General features: G+C 61.4%; 15 protein-coding genes. 9 read left to right on the forward strand and 6 right to left on the reverse strand.

Annotated elements, in window-relative coordinates:
- Positions 1-17: 17 nt before the first annotated feature.
- The 5 genes from AC0IX4_RS22560 to AC0IX4_RS22580 all read left to right on the forward strand — a co-directional run bounded on the left by AC0IX4_RS22560 (position 18) and on the right by AC0IX4_RS22580 (position 5,400).
- The gene (locus tag AC0IX4_RS22560; protein ID WP_471831274.1) at positions 18-1,025 is read left to right on the forward strand and encodes a cyclase family protein; all 1,008 of its coding nucleotides are present in this window, start codon (positions 18-20) and stop codon (positions 1,023-1,025) included.
- 107 nt (positions 1,026-1,132) lie between these two features.
- A complete protein-coding gene (locus tag AC0IX4_RS22565) occupies positions 1,133-1,885 on the forward strand; it encodes an enoyl-CoA hydratase/isomerase family protein (RefSeq protein WP_471831275.1) in 753 nt (250 codons plus the stop codon).
- Positions 1,886-2,262: 377 nt separating this feature from the next.
- Positions 2,263-2,508 (forward strand): acetyl-CoA carboxylase, encoded by a 246-nt coding sequence (locus AC0IX4_RS22570; protein WP_471831277.1) that lies wholly within the window; start codon positions 2,263-2,265, stop codon positions 2,506-2,508.
- Between the two features lie 37 nt (positions 2,509-2,545).
- Positions 2,546-3,883, forward strand: coding sequence for an acetyl-CoA carboxylase biotin carboxylase subunit (locus tag AC0IX4_RS22575; protein WP_471831278.1), 1,338 nt, complete (start codon positions 2,546-2,548; stop codon positions 3,881-3,883).
- A 275-nt stretch (positions 3,884-4,158) separates the two neighbouring features.
- Positions 4,159-5,400: a purine-cytosine permease family protein gene (locus tag AC0IX4_RS22580; RefSeq protein ID WP_471831279.1), complete on the forward strand. Its 1,242-nt coding sequence runs from the start codon at positions 4,159-4,161 to the stop codon at positions 5,398-5,400.
- 296 nt (positions 5,401-5,696) lie between these two features.
- Here the strand turns inward: AC0IX4_RS22580 and AC0IX4_RS22585 are convergent, their stop codons facing one another.
- The 5 genes from AC0IX4_RS22585 to eat form a co-directional block, all read right to left on the reverse strand.
- On the reverse strand, positions 5,697-6,920 hold the full coding sequence (locus AC0IX4_RS22585) for an MFS transporter (protein WP_471831280.1): 1,224 nt from the start codon (positions 6,918-6,920) through the stop codon (positions 5,697-5,699).
- Positions 6,921-6,991: 71 nt separating this feature from the next.
- Entirely contained in the window at positions 6,992-7,717 is a 726-nt protein-coding gene (locus AC0IX4_RS22590; RefSeq protein ID WP_471831366.1) for a 5-oxoprolinase subunit PxpA, read from the reverse strand.
- Between the two features lie 117 nt (positions 7,718-7,834).
- The gene (locus tag AC0IX4_RS22595; RefSeq protein WP_471831281.1) at positions 7,835-8,815 is read right to left on the reverse strand and encodes a 5-oxoprolinase subunit C family protein; all 981 of its coding nucleotides are present in this window, start codon (positions 8,813-8,815) and stop codon (positions 7,835-7,837) included.
- Entirely contained in the window at positions 8,812-9,732 is a 921-nt protein-coding gene (locus AC0IX4_RS22600) for a 5-oxoprolinase subunit B family protein (RefSeq protein ID WP_471831283.1), read from the reverse strand. Before AC0IX4_RS22600 ends, AC0IX4_RS22595 begins: the two co-directional genes overlap by 4 nt.
- Before the next feature lie 149 nt (positions 9,733-9,881).
- Positions 9,882-11,297: an ethanolamine permease gene (eat, locus tag AC0IX4_RS22605; protein ID WP_471831368.1), complete on the reverse strand. Its 1,416-nt coding sequence runs from the start codon at positions 11,295-11,297 to the stop codon at positions 9,882-9,884.
- Between the two features lie 685 nt (positions 11,298-11,982).
- Between eat and AC0IX4_RS22610 the strand changes: the two genes are divergently transcribed.
- From AC0IX4_RS22610 to AC0IX4_RS22625, 4 genes are all read left to right on the forward strand, one after another.
- Entirely contained in the window at positions 11,983-12,414 is a 432-nt protein-coding gene (locus AC0IX4_RS22610) for an acyl-CoA thioesterase (RefSeq protein WP_471831370.1), read from the forward strand.
- A gap of 51 nt (positions 12,415-12,465) precedes the next feature.
- The gene (locus AC0IX4_RS22615) at positions 12,466-14,010 is read left to right on the forward strand and encodes an AMP-binding protein (RefSeq protein ID WP_471831284.1); all 1,545 of its coding nucleotides are present in this window, start codon (positions 12,466-12,468) and stop codon (positions 14,008-14,010) included.
- Positions 14,011-14,379: 369 nt separating this feature from the next.
- Positions 14,380-15,234 carry a 3-hydroxybutyryl-CoA dehydrogenase gene (locus tag AC0IX4_RS22620; protein ID WP_471831371.1) on the forward strand — a complete coding sequence of 285 codons (855 nt, stop codon included), beginning with the start codon at positions 14,380-14,382 and terminating at the stop codon, positions 15,232-15,234.
- 46 nt (positions 15,235-15,280) lie between these two features.
- Entirely contained in the window at positions 15,281-16,498 is a 1,218-nt protein-coding gene (locus tag AC0IX4_RS22625; protein ID WP_471831285.1) for an acetyl-CoA C-acetyltransferase, read from the forward strand.
- Positions 16,499-16,813: 315 nt separating this feature from the next.
- Here the strand turns inward: AC0IX4_RS22625 and AC0IX4_RS22630 are convergent, their stop codons facing one another.
- Positions 16,814-17,182, reverse strand: a complete 369-nt coding sequence (locus AC0IX4_RS22630; RefSeq protein WP_471831286.1) for a winged helix-turn-helix transcriptional regulator — start codon at positions 17,180-17,182, stop codon at positions 16,814-16,816.
- Between the last annotated feature and the right edge of the window lie 24 nt (positions 17,183-17,206).

The raw sequence follows: 17,206 nt of genomic DNA on the forward strand, positions 1-17,206 counted from the left end.
GGAGACAGGGAGCGAACATGTGTATCGGTTGCAACGAAGCGGGTTCGACCCGCAAGATCGACGAATCGGTGAACTTGGAACCGTTCGCAGATACGGGTCAGTCCACGTATGACGGCACAGGAGACAACAGTCCTCAGTGGTGGCCGTCCCGCTACGGTGAGGACGACGAGCTGGGAGCCGGCAACGAGCTCGGTCCCGAATTGACACTCGAGGCCATTCGCCTGGTTCGCGAGGGGCGGATCATCGAGCTTGCGCAGGTTCTGGAATACGGTGCACCCACATGGTCGCCGCCGGGCAAAGAAGGTTCGCGCTGGTACCACCAGCTGATTGCTGCGCATGGTCAGATGGACGCAATGCTGCTGGGCGATACCAATCAACTCGGGTACATGGAAGAACATGTGTCGCAGATCTACCATATCGGCACCCATCTCGACGGTCTCAGCCATATCGGTATCGGCGGTCGTTACTACAACGGTCTGCACTACAAAGACTTCTACGCGCCGGCGGCGATGAACAAGCTGGGTATTCACAACGTGCGTCCGTGGGTCACCCGCGGTGTTCTGCTCGACATGGCGGCAGTCGAGGGGGTCGACATGTTGACCGAGGGTTACGTCATCACTCCCGAGCATCTCGAGCAGGCTTGTGAGAAGCAAGGTGTCGAGGTCAAGCGCGGTGATGCGGTGATTCTCCACACCGGTTACGGCGCCCTCTGGATGGTCGACAACGAGAGGTACAACTACGACGAGCCCGGAATCGGTTGGGACGCAGCGCATTGGCTGAGCGACCGACGAGTGTCCGCGGTGGGAGCCGATACCTGGGCAGTCGAGGTACTGCCGGGTGAAGTGGCCGGGGCCCCCTTCGTCGTTCATCAGCATTTGCTTGCAGAGACCGGAACACACCTGATCGAGAACATGAAGACCGATGAGTTGCTGAGCACCGGACGATCCGAATTCCTGTTCATCATGTCCCCGGTCAAGACCAAAGGCTCGACGTCCTCGATGGTCAACCCGTTGGCAGTTCTGTAGTTCGCAGCACCCGCACCCGCTCACGGTTCGCCGGAAACGGCGAACCGTGAGCGGGTGTTTTCGTCACGTCGGCCACAGCAGTCGACGTGTGTTCCCGGTTTGTTCCGATGTTGAAAGGCACTCTCTTGTTGCATGTCGAGTACGAAGACGGCATCACCACACTGACACTCGAGAACGGGAAGGTGAACGCTCTGGACACAAACATCCTGAACGAACTGTCGAAACAGTTTCGAGCGCTGCACAGCGCCAACGATGGTGCCGTCGTGATCACCGGAGCCGGCCGCTCATTCTCCGCGGGCGTCGATCTGGCGAGCATCGTCGATGGGGGAAGCGACCACGTCCGGTCGTTTCTACCAGCGCTGTCGGCAACCATTCTCGATATTTTCCAGTGTCCACTCCCGGTGGTGGCAGCGATCAACGGCCACGCGATCGCAGGCGGGTGCCTGTTGGCGATCGCGTCAGACCTGCGCGTGATGAACACCGGCAAGATCGGACTCCCCGAGTTCTCGGTCGGCGTGCCTCTTCCTGTGGCAGGTGTCGAAGTGCTCAGGTCAGCTGTCGGGCACCGCGCCACGCAGGTCCTCGCCGACGCTGCACTGATGAGTGCACGAGACGCATGCGACATTGGATTGGTGACCACCGCGACGACCGAAAGCCCGCTCGACATCGCCCGTGAGGAAGGTCGCCGTCTCGCGGCGGTGCGGCCGGCGGTGTTCTCCTCCGCTAAGCGCCAGCTCCGCGCCCCGTTCATGGCATCGATCGAAGCCAACCTGGGGGAGAATCGCGCGGTGACGGCGGCCTGGGTGAAGGCCGCAGAGGACGGCAGCATCGAGCAGTACTTGAAATCGTTGTCGCGGTGAGGAAACGCGTGTCCCACCTGGTCGTATCCGGTGATACCGCACTTGCCTCACTCTGATTTCGGTGCAGTTCGGCACTGCTCGCCGACCGCAGGGGACGCCATGGGTTTCGGCATGAGAAGCCGCAGGACAACTCGTCGAGAACCGCGGGGCGAGGCGTAACCAGATAGCAACTCCCGCGCAAACAACCGAAACAACCAAACCCTTGTAATGGTTGTTGCGTACCCCTACAGTTGTGATCGTCGACACAACGACAGCGTCGCCGTTCGGGTCACCATGCGGCCCGAAAAAGAGTTGAACGCATGGACACGCGCCGCACCGCTCGTCGCAGCGCCATCGGGCGCATGAGCAATCAGATTCAGGGAGTGAGAGTAAACACGATGACCGACACGTACACGATCAAGACCCCCATACCGGGGATCTTCTACCGGCGTCCATCTCCCAGCGAGGAGGCCTATTCCGAGGTCGGGACGCGAATCGCGCTGGGAGACACAGTGGGTCTGATCGAGATCATGAAGAGTTTTCACCCACTTGTCACTGACGTCGACGGCACGGTTGTCGCATTCCTCGTCGACGACGGCGCCGAGGTCAGCCCGGGGCAAGACGTCATAGAGGTCGCTCGGTGATCTGTCTGGTGGACGTCGCGTCCACGGCGGTGACGGAGTGAAGCGGTTGTTCGTCGCCAACCGCGGCGAGATCGCAGTCCGTGTGATCCGCAGCGCACGCGAGCTTGGCATCGAGACGGTCCTGGCAGTAAGTGAAGCCGACAAGGACAGCGTCGCTGCGAAACTCAGCGACAGCACCGTCCTCGTCGGACCTTCTTCGGCGTCTGCGAGCTATCTCTCTCGGGATGCAATGCTTTCCGCTGCGGTGTCCTGCGGTGCGGATGCTGTACATCCGGGCTATGGGTTCTTGTCCGAGGATGCAGCTTTCGCCGCCGCCGTTGTGGACGCTGGCATGACGTGGGTCGGACCCGACCCTGAGTCCATCGAACTGATGGGCAACAAGGCCGCTGCTCGGGATGCTGCGCACGCTGCAGGAGTGCCGGTCATGGTGGGCAGCGACGGCGTGATCGACGGCCTCGACTCGCTGCGTGCCGCGTCGGAGCGGATCGGGTTCCCGCTGTTGATCAAAGCGTCGGCAGGTGGCGGTGGCCGAGGTATACGCATCGTTCGAGATCCCGACCAGCTCGAGAAGCAGTTCTCGATAGCCTCCGCAGAGGCGCTGGCAGGTTTCGGTGACGCGTCCGTCTATCTGGAGCGCTACATAGAGCGCGCGCGCCACGTCGAGGTGCAGATTCTCGGTGACGGTGAGCGCGCGATACATCTGTTCGACCGAGACTGCTCGATGCAACGGCGGCAGCAGAAAGTGATCGAGGAGGCGCCTGCTGTCGGCGTACCACCCCGGCTGCGTGGAGAAATGCTCAGTGCTGCCGTGGTATTGGCGGAAGCCTGCAAGTACAGAGGCGCGGGAACCGTCGAATTTCTCTACGACCTGGACCGGGAAGAGATCTGTTTCATCGAGATGAACACGCGCTTGCAGGTCGAGCACCCCGTGACCGAGATGATCACAGGGGTGGACTTGGTCCGAGAGCAGTTGCTCATTGCAGATGGAGCATCACTGTCGTTGAATCAGGACGACATCGACGTCCGTGGTCATGCGATCGAGGTGCGAGTGTGCGCTGAGGACGTGAGCCGAAACTTCATGCCGTCGCCGGGCACCATCAACACGGTTACCTGGCCGGGCGGTCCCGGTGTTCGAGTGGACAGCGGAGTCGCGAACGGATCGGTCGTATCCCCCTTTTACGATTCGATGCTGGCGAAAGTGATCGCTTGGGACACCAGTCGGCAAGCAGCGATCGCACGGATGACGCGGTCACTGAATGAACTGCAGGTGACCGGCCTGAACACCACCCGAGCGTTCCTCGAACAGCTCCTTCGGACCGACGAGTTCGGCGCGATGAGCCATCACACGAAGTTCATCGAACAGTCGATTCTCTGACGAATTCGAAAACATCCAAAACCGGCCACAACGGTTTTCGATGCAAGTCCCGCGTTCCCGGAATCACCGGGCTCGTTCAGTGAGGCATCCGGCCAGCGGCGAACTGACCGGATGCCTAGTGCACATGTTTCAGCATCCTCGACAATCAGAATCGGAGCGACATGCAAGTCAACCTTACCGGAGACGAGGACAGTCTCGACGGATCCGCACTGCCCACCGACAAACGAGTTCCCAAGTGGTCGTTGATGATGGCCTTCTGGGGCATGACGTCTGCCATGATCTGGCTCTACATCGGGCAGGCAGCAAGTGCAGCGGTGGGGCCTGTCAACACCATCGTTGCCATGGTGCTCACCGTGATCACCTACGGTGTCATCAACGCGATACTGACCCGACGTGCCATTTCGACGGGAGAGACGATCAGTCTGTTCTCCGATCGCGTTTTCGGGCCGAGTGGATCAGCAGTCGCCGCGCTTCTCTTCGGCGTCACAGCCCTGTACTTTGCGACGTTCGAAGGCTCGCTGATGTCGATCGCACTGCAGCAGTATTTCGGGGGCGACATCAAGGTGTGGTACCTGGTCATCATCGTGATCTCCGTACCCCTGGTCGCAGGAGGTGTTCAGAACTGGTTGGACCGACTGAACGGTTTCCTGCTGCCGTTCTACGTCATCGGCCTAGCCGCCATCATCATTGCCTCGACCGTCAAGCGCGGGTACCCCGACGGCTGGCTTACCGCACCCGCGCCGGCGGACCTTCCCTTGCCAGGATGGCTACAGGCGTACCTCATCTTCATGGGTGCGTGGGTCATGATGATGTACACCTTCGATTTCGCGCGACACGGCGACAAGAAGGATTCGAAGTTTCATGCCACTGTGACCTTCGGGTGGGTCTTCTATGTCGTGTGCTTCATCCTCGCCGGGCTGTGTGGCATCTACCTCACGTCTTCCTGGGACCACGGAAACAGCGAGGCTGCGATCATCACATCGATCCTGAGCTCGCTCGGCGGATTCGGCCTCGTCATTTTTCTCATCTCGCAGATCCGAATTCAGAGCGCGAACTTCTTCTCTGCTTCGGGAAACCTGGAACGCTTCGTCGAGCAGATCACCGGCAAAGCCACGCCACGTCTGCTCTGGGTGGTCGTCGTGGGAGTCGCGGTCTACCTCTTCATGTTGACCAACGTGGTCAGCTACCTCACGCGCGCTCTGGCCTGGCAAGGTGTGTTCATCACCGCGTGGGTCATCATCGCCCTGGTCTGGTTGAAGATGGACGGTCGTACGGCCGACCAGCCCGACAGCGATAGGGCGCAGCGCAGGGTGGGTTGGCCGGTTTGGGCGTGGGTGATCGCGTCAGTGCTTGGAATTGTTCTGGTCGAACAGAAGATGTCCTTGGAGACTTCGTTGCTTGCACCGATGATCACTGTGGTGGTGACGGTGGCTCTGTACCTACCGTGGGTCGTGTCGCGTCGCAAACCGCGAACGCAACCAGACGGCACGACAGTGGTCGGCGCAACCGAGGCGTAGGGACGCTATCTGTAAACGCACGGAGGGGAACACGACATCGCCCCGAGGCCGAATGCCTCGGGGCGATGTCGTGTCAGTCGTCGTGCGGAGCTCCTGACAGATTCGGTGGGTTCTGCGGCGGCAGCATCTACAGTCGCTCGCGCCACGCGGCCGTCCGCCGGCGCCTCCCGTGCGCTCGAAAGTTTCCTCTGCACGTATCTAGGCCGGAGGCCAGGGCGTCCGCGGGCGTCGAGCAAGCAGAAATGGTGTGGCTCGATGCCGGAGGCGCGGATGTGATGGCGCTTTCGTGACGACGCTCACGGCTTCGTCGTGTGATCCCGGCTCATCAATACCCCGCCGGCGGCAACGATCCACACGATGAATTGAAGAGCCCACGCGGACCGAAAAGATTCCAAGTCGTAGCCACCGCGGACAGACAGGACATGGCCGATCCCTATCACGATGACGAGTGTGGCGAGGTACCCGCCCGTGTTGACGATGCCCTGCGCCGCGCCGAGACGTTCCGGCGGGTTTGCGGTTCTCGCGATGTCGAACCCTATGAGGGAACCGGGTGCACCGAGCGACATGACGACGACGAGGAGGTACAGGTGCCACGTCGGCGACCGCCCATCGTTGATCAGAACCGAGCCCCACGCCACCATGTTCGCGGCGATGATTGCCAGCGCTGCGCCACGGCGCCATGTGGGCCTGCGAGCGCTGACTGTCCCCAGAAGGACGCCTCCGACGAGAGATGCTCCGACCGAGGCCGTCAACATCGCACCCACGGTGGCGGGATCGAGGCCTTGCGCGCGAATCAGGTAAGGCACTCCCCAGAGCAGCACGAAGGACGTGAGGGAGAACATTGTTCCCATGTGCACGAAGAATCCGAGTCGAGTGCCGGAGTTCCGCACCGCAGCCGTGATGGCCGCAGTTATATCGGTTCGACCCCCTGTGTTGGTATGAGAGGTTTCGTCGGGTGAGTCGATCACCGTCGAGAACACCAGCACGGCAATGAACACACTCAGCGCTGATGCGCTCGCGAACGCAGCCGACCATCCGTTGTGCCGAAGCAAGAAGGCGAACGGCAGGGCCGAAACGACCTGGCCCAGTTGTCCGATCATTCCAGTCATCTGCGACAGCAGTGCCGCTCGGGCAGAGGGGAACCATCGAGCCACGAGGCGTAGGACAGCGATGAGAGTGAGCGAATCACCGAGGCCCACCAGAATCCTTCCCGCTACTGCCACGGGAAGCGACGTCGTGACCGCGAGTGCTGCCTGGCCGAGGGCCATCACGATGCATCCTGTCGTGACGAGGATGCGCGTTCCGTACCGGTCGAGCAACAGGCCAGCAGGGATCTGCATGGCGGCGTACACGCCCACCTGCATAACGACGAGGCCGGACAGCAGTGCCGGGCTGGCGACGAAACGGTCGATGGTCTGAGGACCCGCTACGCCGAGCGAGGTCCGTTGAAAGACGGCCGCGACGTATGCCAGAACTCCGACACCCCAGACGAGGTAGGCACGATGGCGGTGCAGCTTCATTGTCCGGCCCAGTTTCGGCGTGATCAACTCCAGTGATCGGCGTGTCGGATCGTTCGGGGCGCGGCGATGTGTCAGACCGATGACGAGGTACTCAGGGCGTCGCGGATCGTGGCCGCCACGTCGACCGCATTGGGCCCGTCGGAATGAAAGAGCAGTGCCTCCGCTTCCGGAACGGGGATAGCCGTGCCCGCATTCGTCACGATCTCACGGCGCGTGTGGACGCTCGTTGTCTGTGCACGTGTGTATGACAAGTCGGTGAACTGCTTCCGGCCCCGTTCGAGAACTAGGGAGCCGTCCTCGTCGTAAGTCATGTCGACCAGAACCATCGGAACGATGTGATGACCCAACGCCGCTATTTCTTCGGCGAAGACTGCCCCGGCGATGGGCGCAGGCCAGGGAATGTCGACATCCGGCGCCACGGAGTGAATCGCTCGGGCTGCGGAACGTGCGACTGCGTCGTCTTTCGAGAAGTACGCGTACATCGCCCCATGCGGGAATACGTGATTCAGCTCCAGGCCCTTTGCCTTGATGAAGCCGGTCAGTGCGCCGATCTGATAGATCAGCAACGCGGACATCTCGTCCGGATCGAGAAGCATGGGCTTGCGTCCGAAGCTGACCTTGTCCGGGAAACCCGGATGTGCACCGATCTTGACCCCGGCCGCGTCGGCCAAGTCCAGGGTCCGGCTCATAGTCATCGGATCACCAGCATGGCCACCGCAGGCGATGTTCGCCATCGTGATGTGCCGCATCAGCTCGGGGTCGGAGCCGAATTCCCAAATTCCGTATCCCTCACCCATGTCACAGATGATCTCGGGAGATGTGGTCACAGGTAGCCTCTCGTGAATGTCGCTCGTCCTCGAACGGTGACTCTTGTGAACCGCGTAGCACCGGCAGACATGGCCGGAGTCGTACGGTCAGGACAGTGATGCACACGCTTCCGCGATGCGGCGACGGCGATCCTGCCGGATCGCGAGTGCATCGTCGAGCGAGATCGGATGAAACCGAATTCTGCCGTGCGTGGGTACTCGACCCAGAATGTCGAGGTCCGCTGTGCACACTGTGCCGACAGTGCAGTAACCACCCGCCGTCACAGCGTCACGTGACAGCACGATCGGTTCGATTCCGCTGGGAACCTGGATGGCCCCGATCGGATAGCCGGCGTCTACCACATTGGAGGGGTCGCTGCCGGCGCCGAAGGGTTGGTCACGCGGTACGAATTCCAGCGGGAACTCGACTGTGCTTCGCAGGCGGATCCCCGTTCGATCCGCATTCGGAGTGACGGCCCATTCACGTGTATCGAAATCGCGACGTCCGGCCTCGGTCAGTCGATATGCGAACAGGCCACCGACGTATCGCAGATCAACGCTCCTGTCGAATTCGGGAATGAATCGCTCGTCCAGGACGCGTACTTTCGCGGCGCCGATGGCGCTCTCCGATCCGGTGCCCAGGACATCTTCCGCACGCAGGGCGCGGCCTTCGAACCCACCGAAACCCGAGTTTACGTGGGTCGATCGACTGCCGAAGAGAACGGGAACGTCCAGTCCGCCGCTCACTGCGACATAGCCGCGAACACCGCTTTGCATGAAACCGAAAGAGAGAACGGAGCCAGCCCCCACGGCGTGGGACCGCCACTGCTCCGCGGGCTCTCCGTCGATGAAGACAGGAACACTTCCTCCCGTCACTGCCACGACGGTGGGTTCGCTGAACTCGAGGCGCGGTCCCATGAAAGTGTACTCCAGCACCGACGCACCGGGGAGATTTCCCACGAGAGCGTTGGCGATGATCAGCGATTCCATATCCATGCCACCGGATGGAGGTATGCCGCGTCGGTAGTGGCCGGGGCGACCCTCGTCCTGGACGGTCGTGGAGAATCCTGGTTCGCGAACGATGATCATGAGTAGAGCACCTCGGTCAGATTCCGGTTGTATTCGTCGGGATTGGCGATCAGTTCCGCCGGCTCGAAGCGGACGTTCTTGATCAAATATCGGAACGTGCCATTTTCGACTGCCCTGCCGATCTCGTCGTACTCAGCGCGGTCGATAGGGCGATAGTTGCAGATGGTGCCCAGTTGCACGAGCTCCGAGTTGTCCTTGAAGTCCGCGAGTCTTCCTTCGGGGTCGTAGACCGGTGCGGCGGTCCGCCCGATAATGGGATAGCCGCCGGGGCTGGGAGTCGGATAGACAGCAGGAAAGGCTCCTCCGAGCGCGAACGCCCGCGCCGGTGTCTCGGTCCGTGGGCGTAAATACTTCGGTCCTTGCAATTGGCGGTGCTTCTGCACCATCTGGTAGGACCAGACAATCCCCGGCACGAATCCGGTCATCGACGCCAAGGAGGGAGTGCTGGTCAAACTCGTGATGAAGTCTCGAGTGTCGCTGAACCCGTTCACGCGGGAGAGGAATTCGAGGTCGGTCGAGGTGGGATCCTGCACCCGATCCCGGAACCGCATCAACACCTCATGTGTCCAGGGGTCATCGAAAAGTACAGGTATATCGATGATCCGAGTGTCGAAGGATGCGAGGCCTGCCTGCCGGGCTCGTGTTTCCGCCAGCTGAAGGTGATCGATGAGAGTCGAGTAGGAGACGGTGTCGGGGTCGTACCTCACGAGGTAGGAGACATTGGCAGGGCATACGTCGATCACCCCGTCGATTTGTCTCGACTCGACCTCCGACACTGTCCGCTGGACGATAAGATTGGTCTCGAGGCTCATCTCTTCATCGAATTCGACGAGCACGAATTCCTCGGCGCCCATCGAGTAGCGGGTCTGGAAGTCCGGCACTGTTGACGCGAACGCGGATAGTTCGTTATCGGACATCAGCGGTATCCGTTCGCACGGCGTCGATAACGCCATGGGATCGACGGAGGTCGGACGTTCTGGTGCCGCGTGTGGTGAATAGTGTCATCGATGAACCTCTTTCTGTGTGTTCGACTCAGGTTCGCTAGCCATATTTTGCGGCGACATTGTCACCTGATGTCGTTCTCGGCGTCCGCGAGCAAGGCGAACTCCTCGTCGGGTGACGCTGCGACGAGACGATGTCTGCTGTACACCGCGAAATAGAGCATGAAGGCGCCGAAGACGACGAGACAGCACACCGCGGCGACGACGTCGACCAGGAACGTCGCGACGACTGCGACGATAGCGATCACCATTGCCGTCCCCGTCGTCCAAATGCCTCCGGGAGTCCTGTACGGGCGTGCCATGTCGGGCTCTCGCCTGCGTAGGACGATATGGCTCGCGGTGATCAGTACGTAGCTCAATGCCGCCCCGAAAACGGTGACATTGATCAACAAGGCGCCTTGGCCGGTGAGTGACAACACGAAACCGACCACTCCCGGAACGATCAAGGCTAATGTCGGCGTCTTTCGAGAGTTGGTGATCGACAGAACTCGGGGGAGATATCCTGCGCGAGACAGCGCGAACAGCTGTCGGGAATACGCGTAGATGACCGAGAAGAAACTTGCGATCAGGCCGGCGAGTCCGATGTAGTTGACCACGGTTGCCCACGCCGACTGTCCCAATGCCTCGACCAGCGGATTGCCTGAGTTGGACATAGCGGAAGCACCGCCTGCGCCGGTAGCGATCAACAACACGGCCACGCACGTCACGAGCAGTACTGACACTGCACCGATAATGCCTCGCGGCACGTTGCGTTCGGGATCTCGGGCCTCCTCCGCGGCGAGAGGCACACCCTCCACGGCAAGGAAGAACCAGATGGCGAAGGGGAACGCTGCCCATATACCGATGTATCCGAACGGAAGCAGGCTCGACGCTCCCGCTGCGTCGGTCGGCTCGATGTTCACGAGGTTGCTCGGGTCGAACATCGTCAGAGCGGTGACCGAGAAGATGACGATGCCGATCAAGGCCACTGCTGTGATGACGAACATGACCTTCAACGCTTCACCCACCCCGGCGAGGTGGATAGTGATGAACAGTGTGTAGGCAGCCAGGTAGACCCACCAACCATCCGTGATTCCGAAGAGTTCCAGTGACTCGACGTAGGCACCGATGAAGGTGGCGATGGCCGCGGGCCCGCTGGCATACTCGATCAGAATCGCGGTGCCTGTTGCGAAGCCACCCCATGGTCCCATTGCGCGACGTGCAAAGGTGTAGCCACCACCTGCGGCGGGCAGGGCGGACGACAACTCCGCCATCCCCAGGACGACGCCCAGATACATGATGGCGACGAACACGACAGCGATCGCCAACCCGCCGAATCCGCCTTCGGCGAGACCGAAGTTCCATCCGGAGTAGTCACCGGAGATGACGTAGCTGACTCCGAGCCCCGCCAGCAGTAGCCATCCGGCGCTGCCACGCCGGAGTTGACGCTTCTCCAGGTAGATGTCACGAGCTTCGGTACTCGGCCTCGCTGTAGAGCCGATGGAGTGATCGTCAGTTGTCAAGATGTGCCTCTCAGCTCTGGGAGCCTCATCGGTAAAGGACTGGTGGCAGTACAGACGTGTCGTGAGTCACTCGTACCCAACCTGAAGTACCAACCATAAGTCAACCGTTTGGGGCAACTGCTTTTTCAAACTGCGATTTTCGCAGGAAGATGCTCCAAGGTGTGCGTACGAATTGGTTGCCAAGTCGAGATTATGGTTGTTAGTCTGGCCGCAGTTCCGATCCATCGCACGTCGTGGTCACGAACCGCACACGACCGAGGGCGGACATGACGTATGCGCGCGATTGCGGGTCCCGGGTGACCGACGGTAGACGGCACAATCACCCCACGAGAGGACGACTATGACCCTCCCCAGCGGTATCAGCGTCGAGACAGCTGGTAGAAGACTTCCAGGTGATGATGGCGTGACAGCGCTCGACGAGGGGATCACCGTGATGAGCAGAGGGGTCTCCCGGTCGTTCCCCCCGTCGCATCGAGTGAAGGTCGACGACCGGGGGAGATTGACGGTTCTCGACTCCGAGGACAACGCGGTGCGTTCGTTCGGAAGCGGTACATGGGCGATGAAGAACATTCCTGCAACCGAGGCACACAGCACGGAGGACGTACCCCCGATAGTCCACGAGTCCGTTTGCGACGCAACTACACCCGGTCCGCGGACACTTCGGATGTCGGTGCTGATGACGCCCGACATGAGCAACTTTTCAGGAAATGTGCACGGCGGTGCCTTGCTGCGACTACTGGATCAGGTGGCTTATGCATGCGCAACGCAATACGCGCGCTCGTACGTTGTCACGTTGTCAGTCGATCGGGTGATCTTCCGGGAGCCCATCCACGTGGGTGAACTCGTCACGTTCGCCGCGGCGGTCAACTACACCGGGAGAACGTCTATGGAGATCGGGATCCGTATCGAGGCAGAACGCATCGAGACCGGGATTCGTCGACACACGAACAGTTGCTACTTCACGATGGTGTCCGTCGACCAAGCCGGTCGCCCGGTGCCCGTCACTCCGGTGACACCTCTGAATGCAACGGAGCAGGCTCGATTCGACGCAGCAAAGAGCCGACGCCTCGCTCTCGATGCCGCCCGACCGACGTAGCAAGACGCTCACCCGATTGCTTCCAGTCACCACATCGACAGGAGAACTCTCGTGTTCGTACCGTTCAGCGTCAATGACTTCCTCGACCGAGCGGTCACAGCTTACGGCGATCGAACCGGGGTGGTCGATGAGCAGGATCAGCCGGCTCCGACTTTGGGCGACCTCTCTTACTCATATTTCGGGGAGTTGGCGCGCCGTCAAGCCGCGAGACTGGATCAACTCGAAATCGGACAGGGCGAACGAGTGGCTGTCATCAGCCACAACAGTGCCAGGCTGCTCACGTCCTACTACGGAGTCAGTGGGTGGGGCCGGGTACTGGTTCCGATAAATTTCAGGCTCGGCCCGGCCGAGGTGCAGTACATCATCGATCAATCCGGCAGCCGTGTGCTCTACATGGATCCAGAACTGGCAGGGACTCTTTCCGCAGTTCGATGCGAAAACATCTTCGTCTTCGGTGACGACGACAATCTCTATACAGCACCGGGTGTGGAGCCCCGCCGATGGAACCGCAACGAACACGCGACCGCGACGATCAATTACACCTCCGGCACGACCGCGAGGCCCAAAGGTGTGCAGATCACGCACCGCAACATATGGGTGAATGCCGTGACGTTGGCCATGCACACGCAGCTCACCGATCGCGATGTCTATCTGCACACTCTGCCTATGTTCCACGCGAACGGCTGGACGATGCCGTTCGCCGTCACAGGGGTCGGCGGGAGACACGTCGCGTTGCGCAAAATCGACGGTACCGAGATTCTGCGTCGAGTGAGAGACCACGGTGTCACAGTCATGTGTTGTGCGCCGGCTGTCGCTGCGAGTGTGCTGGACGCAGCGAGAACCTGGAAGGGCGAGCTGCCAGGTCGAGGCACGGTGCGCCTGATCGGCGGGGGTGCGCCGCCACCCACTCGAACTGTCACCCGGTTGGAGGAGGAACTTGGTTGGGAGTTCATTCAAATATACGGTCTCACCGAGACATCCCCCCTGCTGACGATCAACCGACGGCGTGAGGAGTGGGACGATCTGCCCGCGGAAGAGAGGGCCCGCAAAATCACTCGGGCCGGCATTCCCGCACTGGGAGTGCAATTGAGGATCGATGGATCTCCCGATGCCTCGGGGGAAGTGCTGGCTCGGTCGAACGTCGTGATGCGGGGTTATTGGGACAAACCGGAAGAGACGGAGGCTGCACTGGTGGGCGGGTGGTTCCATACCGGCGACGGTGGTCATATCGGGGACGATGGGTACTTGACCGTTGCAGATCGTAAGAAAGATGTCATCGTCACCGGCGGCGAAAACGTCTCGTCCATCGAGGTGGAGGACTGCCTGTTCTCACACCCTTCGGTAGATGAAGTCTGCGTCATCGGCGTGCCCGACGACAGATGGGGGGAGACCATCAAGGCACTCGTCGTGACGGGTGTCGGATGGCGGGTGTCGGATGATCTCGAAGCCGAGCTGATCGCATGGTGCAAGTCGAAGCTCGCGGGGTTCAAAGCACCGACTTCGGTTGAGTTCCGTGACCAGCTACCACGGACCGCTACCGGCAAGCTTCAGAAGTTCAAGATCCGCGCCCCGTACTGGACCGGATTCGAGCAGTGAGTCGCCAACTGCACGCACCCGCGGCGCGAAGCGGGTGAGTCCGCCCGACCGCGCTCCGACGAACAGCCGGTTCAACGGAAAGGTTGGAGAATTCGACTGTACTGTCTTTCGTCGACCTGACGTCTGACCGGCTGATCAAACGCTGTCGTAGAACGGTCGTCGAAATCAGAGCTGTTGCGGCAGAACCTTCTGCGCGCATCGCTGGGACCACGTGTGCCGTGTGGAAGTGATCGACCCGACACAGCAGTCCTCGGGTGCAGCGAGTGCGACTCGCCGTCCTGTCCTGGTTGTGATGTGTGAACCGGCGAGTACGTCGATGGCCCATCCAACTCACATGAAAGTCATCAACTAACCAAAGAAGTGGGGTCAATCTTGATTGTCGGAGTGATCGGCGGAGGAACGATGGGTGCCGGCATCGCTGAAATTGCAGCAAGGGCGGGGGACAACGTACTTGTTCTCGAGCGCGGAACCGACGAGGCTGAGGCAGCTGGACGACGTATTGCGAAATCAACAAAACGCGCGCTCGATGCAGGCAAAATCAGTGAGCAAGAGTTGGAAGCTGTCATGTCCCGTCTCCGGATCACGGTGTCCATCGACGAATTCTCGGACTGCGATCTAATCATCGAGGCCCTCCCGGAAGTAGAATCGCTGAAGACAGCGATGTTGAGCAAGCTCGAGGACGTAGCTCACCCAGACGCGGTCTTCGCAACAAACACCTCCTCGATCCCCATCACGCGCATCAGTGCTTCGCTACGAGACCCGTCGCGCCTTGTCGGCGTTCACTTCTTCAACCCTGTTCCAGTCATGCCGCTCGTGGAGATCGTGCCGAGTAGGATCAGTTCTCAGCGGGTAGTGGAACGGGTGACGGTATACGTACGGGAGCGGTTAACAAAACACACCGTCGTTGCGGGGGACCGCAGTGGATTCATTGTGAACGCGCTGCTTATTCCCTACCTCACCAGTGCAATACGGATGGTCGAAATTGGCTACGCTACGCCTCAGGATATCGATGCGGGAATGGTCCACGGCTGTGGGTATCGCATGGGCCCACTCACGCTCTGCGACACCATCGGACTGGATGTCGTGCTCGATATCTCCGAATCGTTGTTTCAGGAATTTCGTGAACCCCACCTTGCTGCCCCTCCACTTCTTCGGCGCATGGTGGAAGCGGGCCAACTGGGTAAAAAGAGCGGACACGGATTTTACGAGTATGACGTGATGTAACCGTTCTTTCACCGATCCTACGACAGTACAAGCCAGGAGACATGAAATGACCGCACCTTCCGGCGCCACATCCGTCATCGTGGCGGGCGCCCGCACCCCCGTCGGCCGCCTCCTGGGGTCCCTGTCGACCCTCTCCGGCTCCGACCTCGGCGGGATCGCCATCGCCGGCGCACTCGAGAAGGCCGGCATCACCGGTGACCAGGTCCAGTACGTCATCATGGGGCAGGTCCTCACCGCCGGCGCCGGCCAGATCCCCGCACGCCAGGCCGCCCACGCCGGCGGCATCCCGCTGACCGTCCCCGCCCTGAGCATCAACAAGGTGTGTCTGTCCGGTGTCGACGCGATCGCCCTCGCCGACCAGCTGATCCGCGCCGGAGAGTTCGACATCGTCGTCGCCGGCGGCCAGGAATCGATGTCCCTCGCCCCGCACATGCTCGAGAAGAGCCGCAGCGGATTCAAGTACGGCGACGTCACCATGAAGGACCACATGGCCTACGACGGCCTGTACGACGTCTTCACCGATCAGGCCATGGGCGCCCTGACCGAGGACCGCAACGCCGACAACCGGTTCGTCACCCGCGAGGAGCAGGACGCCTTCGCCGCCACCTCGCACCAGCGCGCCGCGCAGGCATGGAAGAACGGCGTCTTCGACGACGAGGTCGTTCCCGTCAGCATCCCGCAGCGCAAGGGCGACCCCGTCGTCGTCACCGCCGACGAGGGCATCCGCGCGGACACCACCGCCGAGAGCCTGTCCAAGCTCCGCCCGTCGTTCGACAAGAACGGCACCATCACCGCCGGCTCCGCCTCGCAGATCTCCGACGGCGCCGCAGCGGTGGTCGTGATGAGCCGCGCCAAGGCCGAGGAACTGGGTCTGACCTGGCTGGCGGAGATCGGCGCTCACGGCGTCGTCGCCGGACCCGACTCGTCGCTGCAGTCCCAGCCGGCCAACGCCATCACCGCAGCGTGCGCCAAGGAAGGTATCGCCCCCACCGACCTCGACCTCGTCGAGATCAACGAGGCCTTCGCTGCCGTCGGCATCGTCTCCACCCGTGAACTGGGCATCGACGCCGACAAGGTCAACGTCAACGGCGGCGCCATCGCGATCGGTCACCCTCTCGGCGCGTCCGGTGCCCGCATCGCCCTGCACCTCGCCCTCGAGCTGAAGCGGCGCGGCGGTGGAACCGGAGCCGCAGCCCTGTGCGGCGGCGGCGGTCAGGGCGACGCCCTGATCCTGCGCGTACCCGCGGTCCAGCAGCCAAGCTGACTACAGGTGGCCTAACGTATAGCAGCCGAAGCCGGGGTCGATCAAAGGTGAGAAAGCGATCGGATCTGCGCCTAGAGCAGCACCGCTGCTGAGACTGACGAGGCGACCGGGCAACTAGGTCACTCGCAAGGTCCCCACTCGTCGTTCTTGTCCGTGTTCGCCCGGACCAGAACGACCCAATCGTCGCTATGTCCCGCTGCTTCCCCTGCGCCGCAGCGGTGCTGGTGCCGGAACAGGTACGACCATCGGTGTAGCCCCGGTGTGGCGCCAACTTGGCCAGACTGATGCCGATACGGCTGAGCTTCCGGGTGGCCCTCACCTCGGTGCCGTCGCACTCTCGTCGACCGCTGGTGTCGCCATCGGCACGGTCAGCGCCCACGCGTTCATAGCGTCGAGCACCGGTCGCAGACCCAGCCCCAGCGCAGTGAGCTCGTAGACCACGCGGGGCGGGATCTCTGGGTATAACGTCCGGACGAGCAGACCATGGGCCTCGAACTTGCGGAGGCGGTTGGTCAGCGTGTGGGCACTGATGCCGTCGAGTGCGGTGAGCAGTTCGCCGAACCGGTGGGGACCGCCCAGCAGTTCGCGCACGATCAACGTGGCCCACGGGCCGTCCAGCAGACTCAAAAATCGCGTAACGCCGCAGGTCTCGACGGAGCAGTCTTCGAACTTGACGGGCCTCATGTAAGACCACGTTACAGCCAATGC

The sequence above is a fragment of the Rhodococcus sp. AC861 genome (assembly GCF_979256035.1).